General features: G+C 61.9%; 21 protein-coding genes. 14 read left to right on the top strand and 7 right to left on the bottom strand.

Translation table 11 applies throughout. From position 1 onward, the window contains the following. Nucleotides 1–7: 7 nt before the first annotated feature. Both purE and AC515T_RS00565 read right to left on the bottom strand, forming a co-directional pair. The gene (purE, locus tag AC515T_RS00570) at nt 8–499 is read right to left on the bottom strand and encodes a 5-(carboxyamino)imidazole ribonucleotide mutase (protein WP_003196369.1); all 492 of its coding nucleotides are present in this window, start codon (nt 497–499) and stop codon (nt 8–10) included. Nucleotides 500–831: 332 nt separating this feature from the next. Beyond that, on the bottom strand, nt 832–1749 hold the full coding sequence (locus AC515T_RS00565) for a LysR substrate-binding domain-containing protein (protein ID WP_496531036.1): 918 nt from the start codon (nt 1747–1749) through the stop codon (nt 832–834). Nucleotides 1750–1929: 180 nt separating this feature from the next. Between AC515T_RS00565 and aspA the strand changes: the two genes are divergently transcribed. From aspA to AC515T_RS00545, 4 genes are all read left to right on the top strand, one after another. After that, nucleotides 1930–3354, top strand: a complete 1425-nt coding sequence (gene aspA / locus AC515T_RS00560) for an aspartate ammonia-lyase (protein WP_003196363.1) — start codon at nt 1930–1932, stop codon at nt 3352–3354. A gap of 488 nt (nt 3355–3842) precedes the next feature. Further along, nucleotides 3843–5294: an alanine/glycine:cation symporter family protein gene (locus AC515T_RS00555; protein WP_496531035.1), complete on the top strand. Its 1452-nt coding sequence runs from the start codon at nt 3843–3845 to the stop codon at nt 5292–5294. 132 nt (nt 5295–5426) lie between these two features. Beyond that, nucleotides 5427–6431: an asparaginase gene (locus AC515T_RS00550; protein ID WP_496531034.1), complete on the top strand. Its 1005-nt coding sequence runs from the start codon at nt 5427–5429 to the stop codon at nt 6429–6431. Between the two features lie 96 nt (nt 6432–6527). Next, on the top strand, nt 6528–7520 hold the full coding sequence (locus AC515T_RS00545; RefSeq protein WP_496531033.1) for an AraC family transcriptional regulator: 993 nt from the start codon (nt 6528–6530) through the stop codon (nt 7518–7520). Between the two features lie 192 nt (nt 7521–7712). On the opposite strand, the gene AC515T_RS00540 is transcribed toward AC515T_RS00545, so the two are convergent. After that, nucleotides 7713–8363 (bottom strand): HAD family hydrolase, encoded by a 651-nt coding sequence (locus AC515T_RS00540; protein ID WP_496531032.1) that lies wholly within the window; start codon nt 8361–8363, stop codon nt 7713–7715. A 165-nt stretch (nt 8364–8528) separates the two neighbouring features. Beyond that, complete coding sequence (locus tag AC515T_RS00535) at nt 8529–9074, bottom strand: gamma carbonic anhydrase family protein (protein ID WP_496531031.1); 546 nt, start codon at nt 9072–9074, stop codon at nt 8529–8531. A 99-nt stretch (nt 9075–9173) separates the two neighbouring features. On the opposite strand from AC515T_RS00535, the gene prlC reads away from it, so the two are divergent. From prlC to AC515T_RS00520, 3 genes are all read left to right on the top strand, one after another. Next, nucleotides 9174–11225 (top strand): oligopeptidase A, encoded by a 2052-nt coding sequence (prlC, locus tag AC515T_RS00530; protein ID WP_496531030.1) that lies wholly within the window; start codon nt 9174–9176, stop codon nt 11223–11225. Beyond that, nucleotides 11222–11500, top strand: coding sequence for a YheV family putative zinc ribbon protein (locus tag AC515T_RS00525; protein ID WP_047230061.1), 279 nt, complete (start codon nt 11222–11224; stop codon nt 11498–11500). Before prlC ends, AC515T_RS00525 begins: the two co-directional genes overlap by 4 nt. Before the next feature lie 115 nt (nt 11501–11615). Beyond that, nucleotides 11616–13604, top strand: a complete 1989-nt coding sequence (locus AC515T_RS00520; protein ID WP_496531029.1) for a M3 family metallopeptidase — start codon at nt 11616–11618, stop codon at nt 13602–13604. 4 nt (nt 13605–13608) lie between these two features. Here the strand turns inward: AC515T_RS00520 and AC515T_RS00515 are convergent, their stop codons facing one another. Then, nucleotides 13609–14289, bottom strand: a complete 681-nt coding sequence (locus AC515T_RS00515) for a dual specificity protein phosphatase family protein (protein ID WP_496531028.1) — start codon at nt 14287–14289, stop codon at nt 13609–13611. A 182-nt stretch (nt 14290–14471) separates the two neighbouring features. Between AC515T_RS00515 and AC515T_RS00510 the strand changes: the two genes are divergently transcribed. The 3 genes from AC515T_RS00510 (at nt 14472) to AC515T_RS00500 (ending at nt 18085) form a co-directional block, all read left to right on the top strand. Beyond that, the gene (locus AC515T_RS00510; RefSeq protein WP_496531027.1) at nt 14472–15530 is read left to right on the top strand and encodes a PA0069 family radical SAM protein; all 1059 of its coding nucleotides are present in this window, start codon (nt 14472–14474) and stop codon (nt 15528–15530) included. Nucleotides 15531–15735: 205 nt separating this feature from the next. After that, the gene (locus tag AC515T_RS00505; protein ID WP_060739823.1) at nt 15736–16467 is read left to right on the top strand and encodes a carbonic anhydrase; all 732 of its coding nucleotides are present in this window, start codon (nt 15736–15738) and stop codon (nt 16465–16467) included. A gap of 88 nt (nt 16468–16555) precedes the next feature. Beyond that, nucleotides 16556–18085 carry a SulP family inorganic anion transporter gene (locus AC515T_RS00500; RefSeq protein WP_496531026.1) on the top strand — a complete coding sequence of 510 codons (1530 nt, stop codon included), beginning with the start codon at nt 16556–16558 and terminating at the stop codon, nt 18083–18085. A gap of 440 nt (nt 18086–18525) precedes the next feature. Here AC515T_RS00500 and AC515T_RS00495 read toward each other — a convergent pair whose 3' ends face one another. Further along, a complete protein-coding gene (locus AC515T_RS00495) occupies nt 18526–19176 on the bottom strand; it encodes a hypothetical protein (protein WP_122567770.1) in 651 nt (216 codons plus the stop codon). Between the two features lie 372 nt (nt 19177–19548). Here AC515T_RS00495 and coxB point away from each other — a divergent pair, with 372 nt between their 5' ends. The 4 genes from coxB (at nt 19549) to AC515T_RS00475 (ending at nt 23936) form a co-directional block, all read left to right on the top strand. Further along, nucleotides 19549–20676, top strand: a complete 1128-nt coding sequence (gene coxB / locus AC515T_RS00490) for a cytochrome c oxidase subunit II (protein ID WP_496531025.1) — start codon at nt 19549–19551, stop codon at nt 20674–20676. Between the two features lie 82 nt (nt 20677–20758). Then, nucleotides 20759–22351 (top strand): cytochrome c oxidase subunit I, encoded by a 1593-nt coding sequence (gene ctaD / locus AC515T_RS00485; protein ID WP_092167716.1) that lies wholly within the window; start codon nt 20759–20761, stop codon nt 22349–22351. 121 nt (nt 22352–22472) lie between these two features. Continuing rightward, nucleotides 22473–23024 carry a cytochrome c oxidase assembly protein gene (locus AC515T_RS00480; RefSeq protein WP_496531024.1) on the top strand — a complete coding sequence of 184 codons (552 nt, stop codon included), beginning with the start codon at nt 22473–22475 and terminating at the stop codon, nt 23022–23024. A 24-nt stretch (nt 23025–23048) separates the two neighbouring features. Further along, complete coding sequence (locus AC515T_RS00475; RefSeq protein WP_072411165.1) at nt 23049–23936, top strand: cytochrome c oxidase subunit 3; 888 nt, start codon at nt 23049–23051, stop codon at nt 23934–23936. A gap of 8 nt (nt 23937–23944) precedes the next feature. Here the strand turns inward: AC515T_RS00475 and AC515T_RS00470 are convergent, their stop codons facing one another. Then, the gene (locus AC515T_RS00470; protein WP_122567766.1) at nt 23945–24148 is read right to left on the bottom strand and encodes a twin transmembrane helix small protein; all 204 of its coding nucleotides are present in this window, start codon (nt 24146–24148) and stop codon (nt 23945–23947) included. Nucleotide 24149: the final 1 nt, after the last annotated feature.

Raw genomic sequence — 24149 nt, 5'->3', positions numbered from 1 at the left:
AACAACCTCAGGCAATGCGTGGGTCTGGATTGTCCAGGACGCTGTCTGTCTGCTCAGCGCGGAATTTTTTCAGCACGGTATGAAACTGTGGATGCTTGGCGCCCAGGATGCTCGCCGACAGCAGGGCCGCGTTGATCGCGCCGGCCTTGCCGATGGCCAGGGTCGCGACCGGGATGCCGGCCGGCATCTGCACGATCGACAGCAACGAATCGACGCCCGAGAGCATCGACGACTGGACCGGCACGCCCAGCACCGGCAGGTGGGTCTTGGCCGCGCACATGCCCGGCAAATGGGCCGCGCCACCGGCACCGGCGATGATCACCTCGATGCCACGCGCCTCGGCCTCTTCGGCGTACTGGAACAGCAGGTCCGGGGTACGGTGGGCGGAGACCACTTTCACCTCGTAAGGGATGCCGAGCTTTTCCAGCATATCGGCGGTGTGGCTAAGGGTGGACCAATCGGACTTGGAGCCCATGATCACGCCAACCAGTGCACTCATCGTCGTGCCTCTTCTCTCTGGGCGCCCGCAGGCGCGTCAAAAAACAACAAGCCACGCAGGAAACCGGCGTGGCTTGTTGTACGAATTGTGGCCGGGCGAACCGACCGAAGGCCGGGCAGTATACCGAAAATGGTGCGTTAAACGCACTTTCGCCGACCACCTGTCGTTTGCGGTGAAGTGGCGGATTTATTGACTCGCAGGTCAGCGAACCATCACCGCAAATCCCCTGTGGGAGCGGGCTTGCTCGCGAATGCGGTGTGTCAGTTCAGAAGGTGGCGACTGACACACCGCATTCGCGAGCAGCCCGCTCCCACAAGGGTTCTGCGTTGTTTTCAGGATCCGATGGCGTTCTGCGCCGCGCCGCCTTCGAGCTTGCGCCACAACAACCGCACATTGGCCTTGCGCACCAGGGCGCAGCGGTACAGGCGGATCTCCAGAGGCACGTGCCATTGCGTGCCGCCGCAGATCACCAATTCACCCCGGGCCAGTTCGGCGCGAACGCTCAGGTGCGGCACCCAGGCGATGCCCAGGCCTTCCAGGGCCATGCTTTTCAGGCTGTCGGCCATGGCCGTCTCGTAGATCGTGGTGAAACGCAGCGCCCGCTGGCGCAGCAACTGGTTGACCGAACGCCCGAGGAACGCCCCGGCGCTGTAGGCCAGCAGTGGCACGCTGGCCTCGCCTTCAAGGTCGAACAGCGGGTTGCCACTGGCATCGGCGGCGCACACCGGGAGCATTTCGGTCTGGCCCAGGTGCAGCGACGGGAAGATCTCCGGATCCATCTGCATGGCCGAATCCGGATCGTAGAAGGCCAGCATCAAGTCGCAGCCGCCTTCACGCAGGGCGTGGACGGCGTCGCCGACGTTGGTCGCTACCAGCCGCGTGGCGATGTTCATCCCTTCGTTGCGCAATTGCGCGATCCAACGCGGGAAGAAGCCCAGCGCCAGGGAGTGGGCGGCGGCCACTTGGATGACTTCGCCCTGGCCACCTTCCAGGTGATGCAAATGGCGCAACACTTCACCCAATTGCTCCACCACCGTACGCGCCGTCACCAGGAACAACTGCCCCGCCGCCGTCAGCTCGACGGGCGTACGTGAACGGTTGACCAGGGTCAGCCCGAGTGCCGCCTCAAGGCTGCGGATTCGTCGGCTGAACGCCGGTTGCGTCACGAAACGCCGCTCGGCCGCTTGGGAGAAACTGCGGGTAGCGGCCAGGGCACTGAAGTCCTCAAGCCATTTGCTTTCAAGATTCATCACGTCTTCCCCTACACGCACCAAAACAGGTCACACGTTCGCCGCACCGTCGGCGTCACACCGGCATTATGCCGAATATGCATAGGCCAGTGTTTAACAGCATTGGCCCTATTTTTTCCCAGAGCCTAGGATCCACAGCGTTCCGGCTCAGACCGGGTCCTTATCGAGATGATTTCCGTCATGTCCTCCGCTGCATCATTCCGCACAGAAAAAGACCTGCTTGGCGTACTCGAAGTACCGGCGCAAGCGTATTACGGCATCCAGACCCTACGAGCGGTAAACAACTTCCGTCTCTCCGGCGTCCCGATCTCGCATTACCCCAAGCTGGTGGTCGGTCTGGCAATGGTCAAACAGGCCGCCGCTGACGCCAACCGCGAACTGGGCCAGCTCAGCGAAGCCAAGCACGCCGCCATCAGCGAAGCCTGTGCACGATTGATCCGCGGCGACTTCCACGAAGAATTCGTGGTGGACATGATTCAGGGCGGCGCCGGCACGTCGACCAACATGAATGCCAACGAAGTCATCGCCAACATCGCGCTGGAGGCCATGGGCCACCAGAAAGGCGAGTACCAGTACCTGCACCCCAACAACGACGTGAACATGGCGCAGTCGACCAACGACGCCTACCCGACCGCGATCCGCCTGGGTCTGCTGCTGGGTCACGACGCGTTGCTGGCCAGCCTCGACAGCCTGATCCAGGCGTTCGCGGCCAAGGGTGAAGAATTCAGCCACGTCCTGAAAATGGGCCGCACCCAGTTGCAAGACGCCGTGCCGATGACCCTCGGCCAGGAATTCCGCGCTTTCGCCACCACCCTGAGCGAAGACCTGGCGCGCCTGAAAACCCTGGCACCTGAACTGCTCACCGAAGTGAACCTGGGCGGCACCGCCATCGGCACCGGCATCAACGCCGACCCGCGCTACCAGGCCCTGGCCGTGCAGCGCCTGGCGACCATCAGTGGCCAGCCGCTGGTCCCGGCCGCCGACCTGATCGAAGCCACCTCCGACATGGGCGCCTTCGTGCTGTTCTCCGGCATGCTCAAGCGCACCGCGGTCAAGCTGTCGAAGATCTGCAACGACCTGCGCCTGCTGTCCAGCGGCCCACGCACCGGCATCAACGAAATCAACCTGCCGGCCCGCCAGCCAGGCAGCTCGATCATGCCCGGCAAGGTCAACCCGGTGATCCCGGAAGCGGTCAACCAGGTGGCATTCCAGATCATCGGCAACGACCTGGCCCTGACCATCGCGGCCGAAGGCGGCCAACTGCAACTGAACGTGATGGAGCCGCTGATCGCCTTCAAGATCTTCGACTCGATCCGCCTGCTGCAACGGGCCATGGACATGCTGCGCGAGCACTGCATCGTCGGCATCACCGCCAACGAAGCGCGCTGCCGTGAACTGGTCGAGCACTCGATTGGCCTGGTCACCGCCCTGAACCCGTACATCGGCTATGAAAACGCCACCCGCATCGCCCGTGTTGCCCTGGAAAGTGGCCGCGGCGTGCTGGAACTGGTGCGCGAAGAAGGCTTGCTCGACGACGCCATGCTCGACGACATCCTGCGCCCGGAAAACATGATTGCTCCGCGTCTGGTCCCGCTCAAAGCGTGATCGACACGACCACCGCTCACCAGGTCGAGGGACTAGACACCTCTCACCTTTTGAGGGCTTGGGGATCTTCCCCAAGCCCTTTTTTTAATTGATAGCAGCCAAGGATGACCGAATCTGTGGGAAGGAACCTGCTCGCGATAAACGACGACGCGCTGCCCGTTGTAAACCGTGTCGCCAGCCAACGCGAGCAGGCTCGCCCCCACAAGAACCTGACCGTAAGGCCAGGTGTTTCAAAGGGTTCGTTTCGTCGGACGCACCACAACTGTGCAGACGGGCACCGCACTGATAGGTATAGTGCCGCCCCTCTTCGCATGAGCGGTCGTCCGCAACGAGACCCTTAAACATGCGAAAACCGAACTAATAACAAACCCGCGAAAATGGACCGGGACGAAACTTCGCCTCATCTGTCGGGCCGCGCGCCGACCGATGTAACGCGATGTTTCCAAATGGCCAGCATTTGCTTAAACAAAAAACAGCGAGGAATACTCATGCTCGAAGTCATCAACGACTTCCTATCAGGGAAAGTGCTGATCGTGCTCATTGTCGGGCTCGGTGGCTACTTCACGATCCGCTCGCGTTTCGTCCAGTTCCGTCACTTCTTCCACATGTTCACGGTGTTCCGTGACAGCCTGAAAAGCAGCACTGACCAGCTCAGTTCTTTCCAGGCCCTGATGCTCAGCCTGGCCGGCCGTGTCGGCGCGGGCAACATCGCCGGTGTCGGCATCGCCGTGACCCTCGGCGGCCCTGGTGCGGTGTTCTGGATGTGGGTGACTGCCCTGGTCGGCATGTCCAGCAGCTTCTTCGAGTGCTCCCTCGGCCAGCTCTACAAGCGCTGCGACTCCGAAGGCCAGTACCGTGGCGGCCCGTCCTATTACATCCAGCACGGTCTGCAGAAACGCTGGTTGGGCATGATCATGGCGTTCCTGCTGCTGGTCACCTTCGGCTTCGCCTTCAACGGCCTGCAAGCCCACGCGGTCACCCATTCCCTGAACAACGCCTTCGGCTTTGACACCACCTACACCGGCCTCGGCCTGGCGGTGCTGCTGGGTCTGGTGTTCATCGGCGGAATCAAGCGCATCGCCAAGGTTGCCGACCTGCTGGTACCGGTCAAGACCCTGGCGTACATCGCCGTGACCCTCTACGTGATCGTGCTGCAGTTCGAACATGTACCAGGCATGCTGGCGACCATCGTCAAGAGCGCCTTCGGTCTGGACCAGGCCTTCGGCGGCCTGATCGGCAGCGCCATCGTCATGGGCGTCAAGCGTGGCGTGTTCGCCAACGAAGCCGGCCTGGGCAGTGCGCCTAACGTCGCCGCCGTCGCGTCGGTCGAGCACCCGGTCGCCCAAGGCGTGGTCCAGGCGTTCAGCGTGTTCCTGGACACTTTCGTGATCTGCACCTGCACCGCGCTGCTGATCCTGCTGTCGGGTTTCTACACCCCGGGCTTCGAAGGCGACGGCATTGCCCTGACCCAGAACTCCCTGGCGGCCGTCGTGGGTGACTGGGGCCGGATATTCATCTCCGTGGCCCTGTCGTTGTTCGTGTTCACCTCGATCCTCTACAACTACTACCTGGGCGAGAACAACCTGCGCTTCATGATGGGTGACAATCGCAAGGTCCTGATGGGCTACCGCGCGCTGGTCCTGGTCCTGATTTTCTGGGGCGCCATCGAAAACCTCGGCACCGTGTTCGCGTTCGCCGACATCACCATGACCCTGCTGGCGTTCGTGAACCTGATCGCGCTGTTCCTGCTGTTCAAGGTCGGCATGCGCATCCTGCGTGACTACGATGACCAGCGTTCGGCCGGCATCAAGGTACCGGTGTTCGACTCCAGCAAGTTCCCGGACCTGGACCTGGACCGCAACGCATGGCCAGCCACCCCGTCGGCACCGGCTGCCAAGCCTGACGCCGCGACGGCTGGCGTGGCCGCAGCGCAACGCTGAGCCGCAGGCTGATTGTAAAAAACCGGGCGCATCCCCTGCGCCCGGCGTGACACAACGTAAGGTCGGCGTCATGCTCGGCCTTATGTTGTGACGGCTGACCCAAGCTGCCGTTTTCGTCCTCGGAGAACAACCATGAATTCCTTGACCTACCCTGCCGCCCAGCACGTCATGGTGCTCTACACCGGCGGCACCATCGGCATGCAAGCCAGCGCCCACGGCCTGGCCCCGGCATCCGGTTTCGAAGCGCGGATGCGCGATTACCTGCACAGCCAGCCCGAACTCGTCATACCGCAATGGCGCTTCCGGGAAATGTCGCCGCTGATCGACAGCGCCAACATGACCCCGGCCTATTGGCAGCAATTGCGCGAAGCGGTGGTCGATGCCGTGGACGTGCAAGGCTGCGACAGCGTGTTGATCCTGCACGGCACCGACACCCTGGCCTACAGCGCGGCGGCGATGAGCTTCCAACTGCTGGGCCTGCATGCGCGGGTCTGCTTCACTGGCTCGATGCTGCCCGCCGGCGTGACCGACAGCGACGCCTGGGAAAACCTCAGCGGTGCCCTGGTCGCCCTCGGTCAGGGCCTGGCGCCGGGCGTGCACCTGTACTTCCACGGTGAGCTGCTGGCGCCGACCCGGTGCGCGAAGGTGCGCAGCTTTGGTCGTCACCCGTTCAAGCGCCTGGAACGCCAGGGCGGCGGCATTAAAGCCTCCTCGCTGCCGGCGCAGTTGAACTACGACCAGCCCAAGCAACTGGCGAACATCGCGGCGCTGCCGCTGTTTCCCGGCATCAGCGCCCAGGTCCTCGATGGCCTGCTGGGCAGCGGTATCCAGGGCCTGGTGCTGGAGTGCTACGGCAGCGGCACCGGGCCGAGCGACAACCCGGCCTTCCTCGCCAGCCTCGAGCGGGCGCGGGACAGCGGCGTGGTGGTCGTGGCGGTGACCCAATGCCATGAAGGTGGCGTCGAGCTGGACGTGTATGAAGCTGGCAGCCGTTTGCGCGGTGTCGGCGTGCTGTCCGGCGGCGGCATGACCCGCGAAGCCGCGTTCGGCAAGTTGCAGGCCTTGATTGGCGCCGGGCTGCCGGTGGAAGAGGTTCGGCGGCTGGTAGAGCTGGACCTGTGTGGCGAGCTGAGCTGACACCCTGCAAAACCTGTGGGGGTTCGCTCAAGCCCTGCAATCTTCACCCGGCATATAACTTGCTCCGTTTCCAGCTTCCCCAGGCTGGAAACGGACATGCTTCATTCCCACCTCACCACCCTCAACGCCGTCTCACTGGTCCTGAGCACCTTTAAAAACGCAGGGTTGCCCAGTGATGCCTTGTTGGCCGGCAGCGGCATCAGCGCGGCGGACCTGAGCCGGGCCGATACGCGCATCACCACCAACCAGGAGATGCAAGTCTGCGCCAACGCCGTGGCCCTCAAGCGCGACATCGGCCTGGAACTGGGCCTGCGCATGCACGTTTCGTCCTACGGCCTGCTCGGCTATGCCCTGCTCACCAGTGCCACCTTAGGTGACGCTTTGCGCCTGGCACTGCGCTATCCGGCGCTGTTGGGAACACTCTTCGAACTGAATCTGGACGACGATGGCGAGCACATCTGGTTCAGCGCCAGCGATTATCGGGAGAACCCGGCCCTGGCGGTGTTCAATGCCGAGTTCTGCATGGTTTCGCTGAAGGTGATCTGCAATGACCTCCTCGGCCATGCGCTGCCCTTGCACGCTGCGCGCTTCGAACATCCGGCGCCTGATTATCAGGCGCGCTACACCGCGCTCTTCGACTGCCCGGTGCGCTTCGACAGCGTCGATAACGCTTTTGCCTTCGACCGCCACTGGCTCGACCAACCCTTGCCCCTGGCCGACCCCATCACCCATCACGCCATGGCCGAACGCTGTCGCCGGCAGAACACCGAATTCACCGGACGCCAAGCCTGGCTGGGGCGGATCCGCCAGTTGCTCGACGCCCAACTGGACGCCGCCCCCGGCCTGGAAGGCCTGGCCGAACAGATGAACTGCTCGGCGCGCACCTTGCGTCGCCACCTCAAGGACCTGGGCTGCAGTTACCAGGAGCTGCTGGACGAACTGCGCTTCGAGCGGGCCAAGCAGATGCTCTGCGAGGACCAATTGCCGATCTATCGAATCGCCGAACGCCTGGGCTTCAGCGAAACCGCCAGCTTCCGCCATGCCTTCGTGCGGTGGAGCGGCGTGGCGCCCAGCCAGTTCAGGGCCTGAAGCGTCGCTTTCATCTACCCTTGTCGGGCCAGGCATGGCTACCTCGCCACAAGTGGGCGCCTTGAGGCTGGGGGTGTATGGGCTGCCGTCATCGCGAGCAAGCTCGCTCCCACTGGGGGTGGTAGTAGGCAACCGATTTTGTGGGCACCTCGGAATACTGTGGGAGCGAGCTTGCCCGCGATGGCAATATAGCTAACGCCGCAAAAACGCCTGATGCAACTCATCCACCGTCTGGAAGTGATACGCCGGGCCCTCGGCGCTGAGTTCTTCATGGCTACCAAACCCATACCCCACCGCCGCAGCATCCAGGCCATTGCTGTGGGCGCCGATCAGGTCGTGTTTGCGGTCGCCGATCATCAGGGTGCTGGCCGGGTCGAGGCCTTCTTCGGCCAGCAGGTGGGCGATCAGCTCGACTTTATGGGTGCGGGTGCCGTCCAGTTCGCTGCCGTAGATCACCTTGAAGTGCCGGGCGAAGTCGAAGTGGCGGGCGATTTCCCGGGCGAAAACCCAGGGTTTGGAGGTGGCGATGTACAACTGGCGCCCTTGGCCGCCCAAGGTTTCCAGCAACGGCATCACGCCGTCGAAGACACGGTTCTCATAAAGGCCGGTGACCTTGAACCGCTCACGATAGAAATTCACCGCCTCCCAGGCCTTCGCTTCGTCGAAGTCGTAGAACTGCATGAAGGCCTGCAACAGCGGCGGGCCGATGAAATGCTCGAGGCGGGTCAGGTCGGGTTCGTCGATGCCCAGCTTGCTCAAGGCGAACTGGATCGAACGGGTGATGCCTTCCCGGGGATCGGTGAGGGTGCCGTCGAGGTCGAAGAGTACGGTCTGGTAGTGCATTGCAGGTCCTGGTAGTGGCATCACGTGGCGAGGGAGCTTGCTCCCGCTGGGTCGGTCCGACGCTTCGGGCGCAGCAGACCCGTTTTTTGTGAGCGCTTCGCGCTCAAGCGGGAGCAAGCTCCCTCGCCACGATGAATCAAACAAGTAAGAACAGTGACAAACCCATCAAGGCCGGTCGTAGCCTTCGGCCAGGTGCAGGTCCTTGAGCTTCACGTAGTTCGCCGCGCTGTAGGTGAAAAGCGCGCGTTCCTTGTCGGTCAGCGGCCGAACCTGTTTCACCGGGCTGCCCACATACAAAAAGCCGCTTTCCAGGCGCTTGCCCGGCGGTACGAGGCTGCCGGCACCGATGATCACCTCGTCTTCGACCACTGCGCCGTCCATGACAATGCTACCCATGCCGATCAGGATCCGGCTGCCCACCGAGCAACCATGGAGCATGACTTTGTGGGCAATGGTCACGTCGTCGCCGATCAACAACGGGAAGCCATCCGGATTGAAGGGCCCGGCGTGGGTGATATGCAGCACGCAACCATCCTGGACGCTGGTACGCGCACCGATACGGATGCGGTGCATGTCACCGCGAATGACCGTCAGCGGCCAGACGGAGCTGTCTTCGCCGATTTCGACGTCGCCGATCACCACCGCGGTGCTGTCGACAAAAGCGCCACGGGCAAGCCGCGGGCTGTGGTTCTGGTACGTGCGAAGGGTCACGATAGGCTCTCTCTTATCCGGTGATAGGCGCTGCTAGCTGCGGTGAGCGCCGATTGTAATTAAGATGGGCCGATGTTTCTTCCAGCCAAGGTGTCGACCGTGAGCGTGAACAACCCTCTTTTGCAGCCCTATGACCTGCCGCCATTCTCGGCGATCCGTGCCGAGCACGTGCAACCGGCCATCGAGCAGATCCTGGCTGATAACCGTGCAGCCATCGCCGAACTCCTCAAGACCCAAGTCCAGCAGCCTACCTGGGCCGGCCTGGTGTTGGCGATGGACGAACTCAATGATCGCCTGGGCGCCGCCTGGAGCCCGGTCAGTCACCTGAACGCCGTGCGCAACAGCCCGGAACTGCGCGAGGCCTACGAGGCCTGCCTGCCGGCGTTGAGTGCCTACTCCACCGAACTGGGGCAGAACCGCGAGCTGTTCCAGGCCTTCGAAGCCCTGGCCAACAGCCCGGAAGCCGCCGGCTTCGACGTGGCGCAGAAAACCATCCTGGAACACTCCCTGCGTGATTTCCGCCTGTCGGGCATCGACCTGCCGCCCGAGCAGCAGAAGCGCTACGCCGAGGTGCAAAGCAAACTGTCCGAGCTGGGCAGCCGCTTTTCCAATCAATTGCTCGACGCGACCCAGGCCTGGACCAAGCACGTCACCTCTGAGGCCGCCCTCGCCGGCCTGACCGACTCGGCCAAGGCGCAAATGGCCGCCGCTGCCCAGGCCAAGGACCTGGACGGCTGGCTGATCAACCTGGAATTCCCCAGCTATTACGCGGTGATGACCTACGCCGAAGACCGCGCCCTGCGTGAAGAAGTCTACGCCGCCTACTGCACCCGCGCCTCGGACCAGGGCCCGAATGCCGGCCAGAACGACAACGGCCCGGTGATGGAACAGATCCTCGACCTGCGCCAGGAACTGGCCCAACTGCTCGGTTTCGCCAACTTCGCCGAGTTGAGCCTGGCGACCAAGATGGCCGAATCCAGCGATCAGGTCCTCAGTTTCCTGCGTGACCTGGCCAAGCGCAGCAAGCCGTTCGCCGCCCTGGACCTGGAGCAGCTCAAAGCCTTCGCCGCCGAACAGGGCTGCCCCGACCTGCAAAGCTGGGACAGCGGTTTCTACGGTGAAAAACTGCGCCAGCAGCGTTACAGCGTGGCCCAGGAAGCCCTGCGCGCCTACTTCCCGATCGACAAGGTACTGAGCGGCCTGTTCGCCATCGTGCAGCGCCTCTACGGCATCGAGATCGCCGAACTGAAAGGTTTCGACAGCTGGCACCCGGACGTGCGCCTGTTCGAAATCAAGGAGAACGGCCAGCACGTCGGCCGCTTCTTCTTCGACCTCTATGCCCGCGCCAACAAGCGTGGCGGCGCCTGGATGGACGGCGCCCGCGACCGTCGTCGCACCTTCGAGGGCGTGCTGCAAAGCCCGGTCGCCAACCTGGTGTGCAACTTCACTCCGGCCGACAGCGGCAAGCCCGCGCTGCTGACCCACGATGAAGTCACCACCCTGTTCCACGAGTTCGGCCATGGCCTGCACCACCTGCTGACCCGCGTCGAACACGCCGGCGTGTCCGGCATCAACGGCGTGGCCTGGGATGCCGTGGAGCTGCCGAGTCAGTTCATGGAGAACTGGTGCTGGGAACCCGAAGGCCTGGCGCTGATTTCCGGCCACTACGAAACCGGTGAACCACTGCCCCAGGACCTGCTGGAAAAAATGCTCGCGGCGAAAAACTTCCAGTCCGGCCTGATGATGGTCCGTCAGCTGGAGTTCTCGCTGTTCGACTTCGAGCTGCACGCCACCCACGGCGATGGCCGCAGCGTGCTGCAAGTACTCGAAGGCGTGCGCGACGAGGTGTCGGTCATGCGTCCTCCGGCCTACAACCGCTTCCCCAACAGCTTCGCCCACATCTTCGCCGGCGGGTATGCGGCGGGCTACTACAGCTACAAATGGGCCGAAGTCTTGTCGGCCGATGCCTTCTCCAAATTTGAAGAGGACGGCGTGCTCAATGCCGACACCGGTCGCGCCTTCCGCGAGGCGATCCTGGCCCGTGGCGGCTCCCAGGAACCCATGGTGCTGTTCGTCGACTTTCGTGGCCGTGAGCCGTCGATTGACGCACTCTTGCGCCATAGCGGCCTGACCGAGGACGCGGCAGCATGAGTGAGGGGCCTGTGATTACCAAGCGACGCTTTATCGCCGGGGCGGTCTGCCCGGCCTGCAGCGAGCCGGACAAATTGATGATGTGGAACGAAGACGGCGTGCCACACCGCGAATGCGTGGCCTGCGGTTATTCCGACACGCTCAATGAGCAAGGCCTGTCGGTGCCCAAGGAATTGGGCACCCGGGTCAACACCTCGGCGCTCAAAGTGCCGGACGCCAAGGTCCAGGCAGTGCAGTTTTTCCCCAACCCGAAGTTGAAGAAAAAAACCGACTGAATGATCCGGTCTCACCTTCCGGGCCCCGCGGCCCGGAAGCGATACATATATACCGCCATGCCACACATCGGCCTGCCCAGACTGTTCATCCCGTTCAGTCCATGGAAGGCTTCCGATGCCCACCGATGACAACCCGCTGTTGCAGGCCCATGACCTGCCGCCTTTTTCCCAGATCCAAGCCCGGCATTTCTCGCCGGCCCTCGACCAGATCATTGCCGAGAGTCGCGCTCAAGTGGCCGAGATCATCAGGACCCAGACACCGTTTCCCACCTGGGACGACCTCGTGTTGGCAATGGACGAGATTCACGCCCGGTTGAAGGGCTTCGGTTATGTGCTGGAGCGGCTGGCCTCGACCAGGACAGGCGACGCCTGGACACAGGCGTCGCTCGACTGCCACGAACGGTTGCACGATTACCAACGGTCGTTGAGGCAAAACCCTGAACTGTTTCAACTCTATCAGCGCTTGGCGAACAGCCAGATCGCCCGGCATTTCGCACCGGCGAGAACAAGAACGCTGGAAAAAATCCTCCGGCAGTTTCGTCACGACGGCTTCGTCGACGCCGCCCAGGCCGACCTGCAAGACTTGAAGCTACGTATCCAGGGGGCCCGGAGCTTGTTCATGGAGCACCTGCACGAAGCCAATAAAACCTGGAGCAAAACAATCGACGATGAGGCCCGCCTGAGTGGCCTGCCGGCGTCTTTCAAACAACGCCTGGCCGACCAGGCCCGCGAAGCCGGGCGTAAGGGCTGGTTGCTGACGCTCAATGAGGACGCGTTTCGCGTCGTCACCCGTTACGCTGACGATCATCGCTTGCGCCAGCAGATGTACATCGCCTACAGCACACGTGCTTCGGATCAAGGACCGCATGCCGGCGTGTTCGACAACGGTGAAGTGCTCGCGCAGTTGCTCAGGGATCGTCATCAATACGCCAAGTTACTGGGCTATTCGAATTACGCGCAAATGGCCATCGAGCCAGAACAGGCCAAGTCGCCGGAACAGGTCATGGCGTTCCTGCACGAACGGCTCGCACGGCAGCACAGGGTCTTTACCCGGGACGCCCAACAACTGGAGGCATTTGCCGCGACGCAAGGTTTCAGCGGGCTGCAGCCTTGGGATTATCAATACCTGGCGGAAAAGCTGCGGCGGCAAACCGCAGGTGTTTCAGAGCAGGCCGCCAGCGCCTGGTTTGCGCTGGAGTCGACGTTTTCACAGCTGTTGCTGATCGCCAAGGACCTGTTCGGCGTGGATATCGTTGAACGCCAGGATGTGGCGACCTGGCATCCAGAGGTGCGCCTTTTTGAAGTTCGCGAGCGGGGCGAAGCCCTTGGTTACGTCTATTTCGACCCGTTTGCAACCGCGAACCAGGACGGTTTCCCCAATACCACCACCCTGCGCAACCGCCGCATCACCGCCGAAGGCCGACCGCGGCATCCCATCGCCGTGTTGCATGGCTGGTTGCCGCGCGCCTCAGGGACACATCCGGTGTTGTTGGACCATCGGCAGTTGCGAATCCTTTTTCATGAGTTCGGCCATTGCCTGCATCACGTCCTGAGCCGGGCGCAATACCGCGACGTTTCGGGCATCACCGAATTGTCCCGGGATACAGCCGAGTTTGCCGGGGTATTGTTCGAGCAATGGTGCTTCACCAAGTCCTGCCTGATCCGGGTATCTAAACATCACCAGACCGGGGCCCCCTTGCCGGACAGCATCGCCGATCAGTTACTGCTTTACCTCGATACCCAGACCAGTTGGGACGCCGCACTGTTCTTGCGCGATGCGCTGTTCGACATGGAATTGCACCGCAGCCACGGCGACGGACGAACCGCCCAACAGGTGTTCGATCAAGTCAGCGCACACGTCGGCCACCTGCCCGTGTCCGCCACCGAACGCTGGCCCAATGGCCTGGATTATCTGGTGACCGGCTATGACGCCGGGATCTACGCCTATGCCTGGTCGAAAGAACTGGCGAAAAGCGTGTTCCAGCGATTCCAGCGCGACGGGCTGTTCAATCCGCAAACCGGGCGGGCGTTGCGCGAAACGATTTTCGCGCCGGGCGATTCGCGACCGTTGTCTGAATCGATCCAGGCGTTTTTAGCCACATGACCGATCAGCGCTCGGGAAGCACAGCCTGAGGGTCAAGGTGCTGAGCCGTGGTGGTCGAGTTGATCCAACTCTCCAGGGAGCAAAGGGCAAAGACGCTGGTGCTGCAATCGCCGTTCGCCAACGCCGTGCGGAGTTTGTCGACATCGGCCTGCATCATGTAGCGCACGCCGTCCTTGAAGTGATGACTGTCACCGAAGCCACCTTCGGTCATCTCGTTCAACGCGTCCTCTTTGCTCCAGCCCTGCACCACCACCCGGTACATGGCGGCCACCAGCCCGGTGCGGTCCGAGCCGTGCTTGCAGTGCATCAGCACCGGCCCCTTGGCTTCGGCCGCCTGGACAGCGCGCAAGGCCCTAAGTATGTCGCTGTCGTCGACATGGTTGGTGCGATAGGGCAACTGCACTTGCTCGATGCCGGGGGTGGACAGCCAGCGTTGGTCCGACTCCGGCAGAAAGTTGATGACCGTGCCGATCCTGAGCTTCGTCAGCCAGGGCAGCGTCCCGCCGTCCGGCAGGGAGCTGCGGTAAAGCGTCGGAGACATCTGATAGAGGTTGTAGTCCTTTGCCACCGGCTGTGCCCATTCAGCGGGCCTCGCATCAATGGAATCGGCCGCTTGGGCGGGCGCCTCGGCCAGCCCGGTGAGCAAGGCCAGGCACAACAACGAATGGGAACAGAGCTTGAGCATGCACGGACGACCGAGTACGAAGAAACACGAGAGGCTCAGTGTCGGCTCGCTCCGGTTAAAAGCCTGTGAGCAGAACGTCAAAGCGTTGTGAACGGCGCTCCGGTAGTTGGGCTGCTGAATGGCACTGGTCTTAATCGAATACAGCGAATACTGTATGCACATACAGCTTCCGGAGTATTCCCATGCCAGCCTCCCTTCCACCGCGCGGCCGCGGCACCGCCACCAACCCGCACAACCGCTTCGCCCCGAGTCGCTCGGTGGCCGAAGATGACGGCTGGTATCAGGAAGTCCCGCAGACCCAGGGCACCGAGGTGCGCATCGAAACGGCGAAGACCATCATTACCCGCAACACCTCGTCCGATATCCCGTTCGACCGCTCGATCAACCCGTACCGAGGCTGCGAACACGGCTGCATCTACTGCTACGCACGCCCCAGCCATGCCTATTGGGACCTGTCGCCGGGGCTGGATTTCGAAACGAAGCTGATCGCCAAGACCAATGCCGCCGATGTGCTGGAAGAACAATTGTCCCGGCGCGGCTATCAATGCGCGCCGATCGCACTGGGTTCCAACACCGATCCCTATCAGCCTATCGAACGCGAACAACGGATAACCCGCCGGATTCTCGAGGTGCTGCTGCGTTACCGGCATCCGGTGACCATCGTCACCAAGGGTTCGCTGATCCTGCGCGACCTGGATCTGCTGACCGAGCTGGCGCAACAGCGCCTGGTGCACGTGATGATCAGCCTCACCACCCTGGACGATGAACTCAAGCGCATTCTCGAACCCCGGGCGGCGGCGCCCAAGGCGCGGCTGCGGGCGATCAAGGTCATGCGCGAGGCGGGCATTGCCGTGGGGGTACTGTGTGCACCGATGATCCCGATGATCAACGACAGCGAGATCGAGAGCCTGCTGGCCGAAGCCCACGCCGCCGGCGCGCAGAATGCCGCCTACGTCATGCTGCGCTTGCCGCTGGAGGTCGCACCGCTGTTCGAGGAGTGGCTGCAGGCGCACTACCCGCAACGCGCCGCCCACGTGCTGAGCCTGGTGCGCCAGAGCCGCGGTGGCGAACTGTATGACAGCCGCTTCGGAGCGCGAATGCGCGGCGAAGGCCCGTTCGCCGACCTGCTGGCCCAGCGATTTGCCAAGGCACTCAAGCGCCTGGGGCTGGAACGCCGCGAAGGATACAATCTTGACTGCGATGCCTTCTGTCCGCCGGGCCGACAGATGTCGTTGATTTGATTAAAGTTGACCCTGGAATGGCGACTGGACATGATCTGCGCCAGCGTTTCGCCACCCCTGGAATCGTTGTCCTAGAGCCTTCGATTCAGTTTGAGTTAAGTTTCGGCCGCTACCTTGTTCAGCGAGTGACTGACGGGTCGAACATCTCGACCTGGATGTTTTTTAACCAGCCACTGGCGTCAGACCGTCAAAAAGAGGATGAATCATGAGTGACAAGGATAAACAGCCGTTGGCTGCGTCGGCTTCAGCCCAACCCGAGGCGGAAACCGCCGATGCAGCGCTGCAGCATATTGTTGACGGCTTTTTGCATTTCCATCACGAGATCTTTCCGCAACAGGAAGAACTCTTCAAGAAACTCGCCACCGCCCAAGCGCCCCGGGCGATGTTCATCACCTGCGCCGATTCGCGCATCGTGCCCGAGTTGATCACCCATAGTTCCCCCGGCGACCTGTTCGTGACCCGCAACGTCGGCAACGTCGTGCCGCCTTACGGGCAGATGAACGGCGGCGTCTCCACCGCCATCGAATACGCCGTGCTGGCCCTCGGCGTGCAGCACATCATTGTCTGTGGTCATTCCGATTGCGGCGCCATGCGGGCCGTGCTCAACCCCGACACCCTGGAAAAAATGCCCACGGTTAAAGCCTGGCTGCGCCACGCCGAAGTGGCCAAGACCATGGTCCACGACAACTGTCCGTGCGGCGACGAAAAACAGACCATGCCCATCCTCACCGAAGAGAACGTGATCGCGCAGCTACAGCATTTGCGAACGCATCCCTCGGTCGCGTCGCGCATGGCCAGCGGTCAGTTGTTCATCCATGGCTGGGTGTACAACATCGAGACCAGCGAGATCAAAGCCTTTGACGCGGACCAGGGACGTTTCCTGCCGCTCGATGGCAGCCATCCGATACCGGTGGCGACGCCCAAAGCGCGCTTCTAACCACTCTTAAACTTGTGTGGTTCAAGCCTTGCCGCCATTTGCGCGGTAGGGCTTCGCCATGCCTGAAGAAAACTTCGGGAGAGTCGCCATGCGTGCCGCTCAATTAAAAGCTGTTCTGCCACGGGAGCTACTGGCTTCGGTGGTTGTGTTCCTGGTGGCGCTGCCCTTGTGCATGGGCATTGCCATCGCCTCTGGCCTGCCGCCGGCCAAAGGCCTGATTACCGGGATCATCGGTGGTCTGGTAGTCGGTTTCCTGGCCGGCTCGAAGCTGCAAGTCAGCGGCCCGGCCGCCGGGTTGGCGGTGTTGGTCTTCGAACTGGTGCGCCAACATGGCGTGGCAATGCTCGGGCCGATCCTGTTGCTGGCCGGGCTTCTGCAATTGCTGGCCGGGCGTTTTCGCCTCGGTTGCTGGTTTCGGGTCACGGCGCCTGCGGTGGTGTACGGCATGCTGGCGGGTATCGGTGTGCTGATCATTTTGTCCCAGGTCCATGTCATGCTCGACGCAGCGCCCAAGCCCTCGGGACTGGATAACCTGGCGGCGTTCCCTGCGGCGGTTGCCCAGGCTTTACCGTCGTTCGGCTGGCAGGCTGGCCTGCTTGGTCTGTCGACGATTGCGGTGATGTGGCTGTGGGAAAAGCTTCGCCCCCACAGCCTGCGTTTCATTCCTGGCGCCTTGCTCGGCGTGGGCCTGGCGACCGTCGCCAGCCTGATGCTGGCCTTGCAGGTCAAGCGCGTGGAGGTTCCGGAGAACATGGCCGAAGCCATCGATTGGCTGCGTCCGGCGGACCTGCTGAACCTGGCCGACCCGACGCTGCTGATCGCCGCATTCGCGGTGGCCTTCATCGCCAGCGCCGAAACCCTACTGTCAGCGGCCGCCGTCGATCGCATGCACAGCGGTGAACGTGCGGACTTCGACCGGGAACTGTCGGCCCAAGGTATCGGCAACATGCTCTGCGGCCTGCTCGGCGCCCTGCCGATGACGGGGGTGATCGTGCGCAGCTCGGCCAACGTCCAGGCCGGGGCCACCACGCGGATGTCGACGATTTTCCACGGTCTGTGGTTGTTGCTGTTCGTGCTGTTGCTGTCCAGCGTGCTGCAAAGCATTCCGGTGGCAAGCCTGGCGGGTGTGTTGGTCTACACCGGTTTCAAACTGGTGGACCTCAAAGCGTTTCGCAGCCTGGGTCGTTACGGCCGGATGCCGATGTTTACCTACGCCGCAACGGCGCTGGCGATCATCTTCACCGACCTGCTGACCGGTGTGCTGATCGGCTTCGGCCTGACCCTGGTGAAACTGGCCTGGAAAGCCTCGCGCCTGAAAATCAGCCTGATCGACCTGCCCCAGGAAGGCGAGATGGAACTGCGACTGGTCGGGGCGGCCACCTTCCTCAAGGTACCGGCGCTGACCCAGGTGCTGGGCACCATACCGACGGGCGCGACCGTGCATGTGCCGCTCAATAACCTGAGCTACATCGATCACTCGTGCCTGGAGTTGCTGGAAGAATGGGGCCGGGCGAACGCCAGCAAGGGTTCGAAGCTGCTGATCGAATCCCGTGGGCTCAAGCGCCGGTTGGAAGGGCGGTTGCGTACGACTGTTGGGGTTGGCGCAGCCTCTGCCTGACACCTCGCTCCCATAGGCGTTGGGTGTAGGGCACATGATTCATGAACACCACAGACCCAATGTGGGAGCGAGCTTGCTCGCGATAGCGGTGTATCAGCCAACTGCGATGTTGCTGGTCCAATGCAATCGCGAGCAAGCTCGCTCCCACAGGGGTTGTGGTGTCGCGCACATGATTGATGAACACCACAGATTCAATGTGGGAGCGGGCTTGCTCGCGAAAGCGGTGTATCAGCCAACTGCGATGTTGCTGGTCCAATGCAATCGCGAGCAAGCTCGCTCCCACAGGGGTTGTGGTGTCGCGCACATGATTGATGAACACCACAGATTCAATGTGGGAGCGGGCTTGCTCGCGAAAGCGGTGGATCAGTTAGCTAAATGCTGCCTGACACTCCGTCTTCGCGAGCAAGCCCGCTCCCACAAGGGGTTTGCATTTCAACTCATCATGCCGCTGGCTGATCCAGCTCCAGCCCAACGCCCAGTTGGCGCGACAGGCAAGGCCAGCGCTTCCAGGCCGCGCCCGTGTCCGGGCTGCCGATTTTCTCGCGGTAAGACTCCACCGACTCCAGCGCAAAGCTGTCTTCGTCGAGCATTTCATCCACGGCGTGATGCACGGCTTCGTCCAACTGGTTGGCGAACGGCTCGCCGATCAAATGGTGAGCGATCAGGTTGGCGACGGTCATGTCCAGCGGAATCAGCGGCTGGCTGAAGTGCTTGATGTACAGATCGTTGACCTCCTCCACCAGCCGGTGGGCCAGGTAGGCCTCGTCCAGCAGGCTGTCCAGGCCAACGTGGCCTTCCATCAACTTCGGTGGCTGAAGAAAAAACTGTTCGGCGATTTTCAGCACCGGCTTGATCTGCGATTCGATCCCGGCTTCGCGGGCCACCTCGTTGGCGGCGTCCAGCAGGTCCGGTACTTGCTCGATGTAAGCGGTGACAAAACGGGTCATGACGCCCTTCGCGTCGATGTCTGGCAATTGGATCGCGGCATGCAGATGCGGTAACTGGGCCTCCAGCTGGCGGGTCAATTGGCCGGTCTCGGCTTCGTGTTGTTGGGCTTTTTGGATCTGCTCGCGCAATGCGGCGGTGTTCATGACAACTCCAGGAAACAAAGGCAATGAAATAGGGAAGACATAACTTAGCTGGCGCAAAAACACTCCTAAGACCTATTTTTCATAACCGCCTCATCCTTGCTGCGTCACAGTTATATCGGTTTGCCATCACTCAGTTCGCATCCTTCTCCATTCGTGGGCTCTAGCGCAAGCCCCGGCTGTTTCAAACGATTTACGCCATCGCGTTGCGAGGTTGCAGGTGCTGTCTATACTCGGTTTGGAATGGAGTTAGCTGATGACACCCGATTGCATGTGCAGCAAGGCGCGGCGAGTCAATTAAGCAGTCTGAATAGCCGATCCCTTGCCGCAGGCTTTACGCCTACGGGATAACAAGAACGATAAGGGGAACCCGCAATGACGCGACATCCACACGTATGGATGGGCCTCCTGTTGTGGTCGATTTTCAGTCAGGCACAAGCGGCCTGGACTGTGAATATGGCGCCTGGAGCGACACAGATCAGCAACGCAGTGTTCGACCTGCACATGACCATTTTCTGGATCTGTGTGGTCATCGGCATCATCGTCTTCGGCGCCATGTTCTGGTCGATGATGATGCACCGCCGTTCAACCGGCCAGAATGCCGCGCATTTCCACGAAAACACCCGCGTCGAAATCCTCTGGACCATCGTGCCCTTCCTGATCCTGGTGCTGATGGCGATTCCCGCCACCGCCACCCTGATCAAGATGTACGACTCCAGCGAATCGGAGATCGACATCCAGGTCACCGGCTATCAATGGAAGTGGCACTACAAGTACCTGGGCCAGGATGTGGAGTTCTTCAGCAACCTGGCGACCCCCGCCGAACAGATCCATAACCAGAGCGCCAAGGGCGAGCATTACCTGCTGGAGGTCGACAAGCCGCTGGTGCTGCCGGTCGATGCCAAGGTGCGCTTTCTGGTGACCTCCGCCGACGTGATCCACTCCTGGTGGGTACCGGCCTTCGCGGTCAAGCGCGATGCGATCCCCGGGTTCGTCAACGAAGCCTGGACCCGTGTCGACAAGCCCGGCCTGTACCGCGGCCAATGCGCCGAGCTGTGCGGCAAGGACCACGGGTTCATGCCGATCGTGGTGGAGGTCAAGAGCAAGCCCGACTATGAGAAGTGGCTGGGCGAACGCAAGGCCGAAGCCGCGCAGCTTAAGGAATTGACCAGCAAGGAATGGACGCGCGAAGAACTCGTTGAGCGTGGTGACAAGGTCTACCACACCACCTGCGTGGCCTGTCACCAGGCCGAAGGCCAGGGCTTGCCGCCGATGTTCCCGGCGCTCAAGGGCTCGAAGATCGCCACCGGGCCGATCAAGGATCACCTGAACATTGTCTTCCACGGCAAACCCGGCACCTCCATGGCCGCGTTCGGCAAACAGTTGTCGGAAGTCGATATCGCCGCGGTCGTGACCTATGAACGCAACGCCTGGGGCAACAACAAGGGCGACATGGTGACGCCTAAAGAAGTGCTGGAACTCAAACAGGCGGACAGCCAATGAGCCGGCCTGACGCTTGTTCCCGCAACCGGTCGGGGCTCACCGCCCCGAGCCGTCCAGCCCACTCGTTCGAAGGAGACAGGACATGAGTGCTGTGATCGATGACCACGGTCATGCCGGCGCCGACCACGCCCACGGCCCCGCCAAGGGCCTGATGCGCTGGGTACTGACCACCAACCACAAGGATATCGGCACGCTGTACCTGTGGTTCGCCTTCTCCATGTTCCTGTTGGGCGGCTCGTTCGCCATGGTGATCCGCGCCGAGTTGTTCCAGCCCGGCCTGCAGATCGTCCAACCGGAATTCTTCAACCAGATGACCACCATGCATGGCCTGGTGATGGTCTTCGGCGCGGTGATGCCGGCGTTCGTCGGCCTTGCCAACTGGATGATCCCGTTGATGATCGGCGCGCCGGACATGGCCCTGCCGCGCATGAACAACTTCAGCTTCTGGCTGTTGCCGGCGGCGTTCCTGATGTTGGTGTCGACGCTGTTCACCCCGGGCGGCGGGCCGAACTTCGGCTGGACCTTCTATGCGCCGCTGTCCACCACCTATGCGCCGGAAAGCGTGACGTTCTTCATCTTCGCCATCCACCTGATGGGCATCAGCTCGATCATGGGCGCGATCAACGTGGTCGCCACCATCCTCAACCTGCGCGCCCCCGGCATGACGTTGATGAAAATGCCGCTGTTCGTCTGGACCTGGCTGATCACCGCGTTCCTGCTGATCGCCGTGATGCCGGTGCTGGCCGGCTGCGTGACGATGATGCTGATGGACATCCATTTCGGTACCAGCTTCTTCAGTGCCGCCGGTGGCGGTGACCCGGTGCTGTTCCAGCACGTGTTCTGGTTCTTCGGCCACCCCGAGGTGTACATCATGATCCTGCCGGCCTTCGGTGCCGTCAGCTCGATCATCCCGGCGTTCTCGCGCAAGCCGTTGTTCGGCTACACCTCCATGGTGTACGCCACGGCCGCCATTGCGTTCCTGTCGTTCATCGTCTGGGCGCACCACATGTTCGTGGTCGGCATTCCGCTGGTGGGCGAGCTGTTCTTCATGTACGCCACCCTGCTGATCGCCGTGCCCACCGGGGTGAAGGTGTTCAACTGGGCCAGCACCATGTGGCAAGGCTCGCTGACCTTCGAGACACCGATGCTGTTTGCCGTGGCGTTCGTGATCCTGTTTTCCATCGGTGGGTTCTCCGGGCTGATGCTGGCCATCGCCCCGGCGGACTTCCAGTACCAGGACACCTACTTCGTGGTCGCCCACTTCCACTATGTGCTGGTGCCCGGCGCGATCTTCGGGATCTTCGCCTCGGCCTACTACTGGCTGCCGAAATGGACCGGCCACATGTACGACGAAACCCTCGGCAAGCTGCACTTCTGGCTGTCGTTCATCGGCATGAACCTGGCGTTCTTCCCAATGCACTTCGTCGGCCTGGCGGGCATGCCCCGGCGGATTCCCGACTACAACCTGCAGTTCGCCGACTTCAACATGGTCTCGTCCATCGGCGCGTTCATGTTCGGCACCACGCAGATCTTCTTCCTGTTCATCGTGATCAAGACCATCCGTGGCGGCGAGCCGGCACCGGCCAAGCCGTGGGATGGCGCCGAAGGGCTGGAGTGGAGCGTGCCATCGCCGGCGCCGTATCACACCTTCACCACGCCGCCGGAAGTGAAATAGATGACACCGGGGCCTTGTGTGGGAGCGAGCTTGCTCGCGATAGCGGCGACTCGGTGTGTCAGACACACCGCTATCGCGAGCAAGCTCGCTCCCACAGGGTTCTGGGTAAGGACTGGAAATCATGGCTGATTCGATCTCGCTGAAGAAACTGGTCACCCGCCTGCTGCTGGTGGTGGTGGCCATGTTCATCTTCGGGTTCGCCCTGGTGCCGATCTACGACGTGATGTGCAAGGCGTTCGGCATCAACGGCAAGACCGGCGGGCAGTACGAAGGCGAGCAGACCGTCGATGAGTCACGCCAGGTCCGCGTGCAGTTCCTGTCGACCAACTCGGTGGACATGGTCTGGGACTTCTACCCCAAGGGCGATGAGCTGGTGGTCAAGCCCGGGGCGGTCAACGAGATGGTGTTCGTCGCCCACAACCCCACCGACCGGCCAATGAGCGCCCAAGCCGTGCCGAGCATCTCGCCGAGCAACGCGGCGGCGTATTTCCACAAGACCGAATGTTTTTGTTTTACCCAGCAAGTGCTGCAACCCGGCGAACGCATCGAAATGCCCATGCGCTTCATCGTTGACCGGGACATGCCCAAGGAAGTGAAGCATCTGACGCTGTCCTACACGCTGTTCGACATCACCGCTCGTCATCCACCGGTGGCTCTAAACACTGACCGATAGCGTGCCCGATAAGGAGAACAATAAATGGCAACTCACGAACACTATTACGTTCCGGCCCAGAGCAAATGGCCGATCATCGCCACGGTCGGGATGTTCGTCACGGTGTATGGCCTGGCCACCTGGTTCAACGACCTGAAGGCGGCGCGCCCGGATTCCCACGGCCCGCTGATCTTTTTCGTCGGCGGCCTGCTGGTGGCCTACATGCTGTTCGGCTGGTTCGGCGCGGTGATCAAGGAAAGCCGCGCCGGGCTCTATAGCGCACAGCTCGACCGCTCGTTCCGCTGGGGCATGAGCTGGTTCATCTTTTCCGAAGTGATGTTCTTCATCGCCTTCTTCGGTGCGCTGTTTTATGTGCGCACGATCTCAGCACCGGGCCTGGCGGGGGAAGGCAGCAAGGGCTTGTCGGAAATGCTCTGGCCGAACTTCGAATACGTCTGGCCGTTGTTGAACAACCCCGACCCCAAGCTCTTCCCACCGCCCAAGGATGTGATCAGCCCCTGGGGGTTGCCGCTGCTCAACACCATCCTGCTGGTCAGTTCCAGCGTCACCGTGACCATCGCCCACCATGCCCTGAAAAAAGGCCATCGCGGCGCGCTGAAAATCTGGCTGGCGATCACGGTGCTGCTGGGTTGCGCCTTCCTGGGCTTCCAGGCCGAGGAATACATTCACGCCTATAAAGAGCTGGGCCTGACGTTGGGCTCGGGCATCTACGGCGCGACGTTCTTCATGCTCACCGGGTTCCACGGCGCCCACGTCACCATCGGCACGATCATTTTGTTCGTGATGCTGATGCGCATCATGCGCGGGCATTTCGACAACGAGCATCAGTTCGGCTTCGAGGCTGCGAGCTGGTACTGGCACTTCGTCGATGTGGTGTGGATCGGCTTGTTCTTCTTCGTCTACATACTCTGAGGCAGCCGTTACCAGGGCGCTTGGGACACCAACTGGCCGCTGAAAAAACCCCAGGCGATCAAGCCGACGGTGGCGGCGGCCAGACTGACCCGAATCGCCAGGGCGATGACCAGGCGATTGGAACTGCTGTCGTCCTTGACCAGAAAAAACAGACCGCTGAACAGGCTGGCAACCGTGGCAATCAGCATCAGGACGATGGCTGCTTTGAGCATT

It is taken from the genome of Pseudomonas sp. FSO-7, from assembly GCF_059579345.1.
The sequence above is the reverse complement of the archived record's forward strand: the minus strand, read 5'-3'. Positions and strand labels throughout refer to the sequence as shown.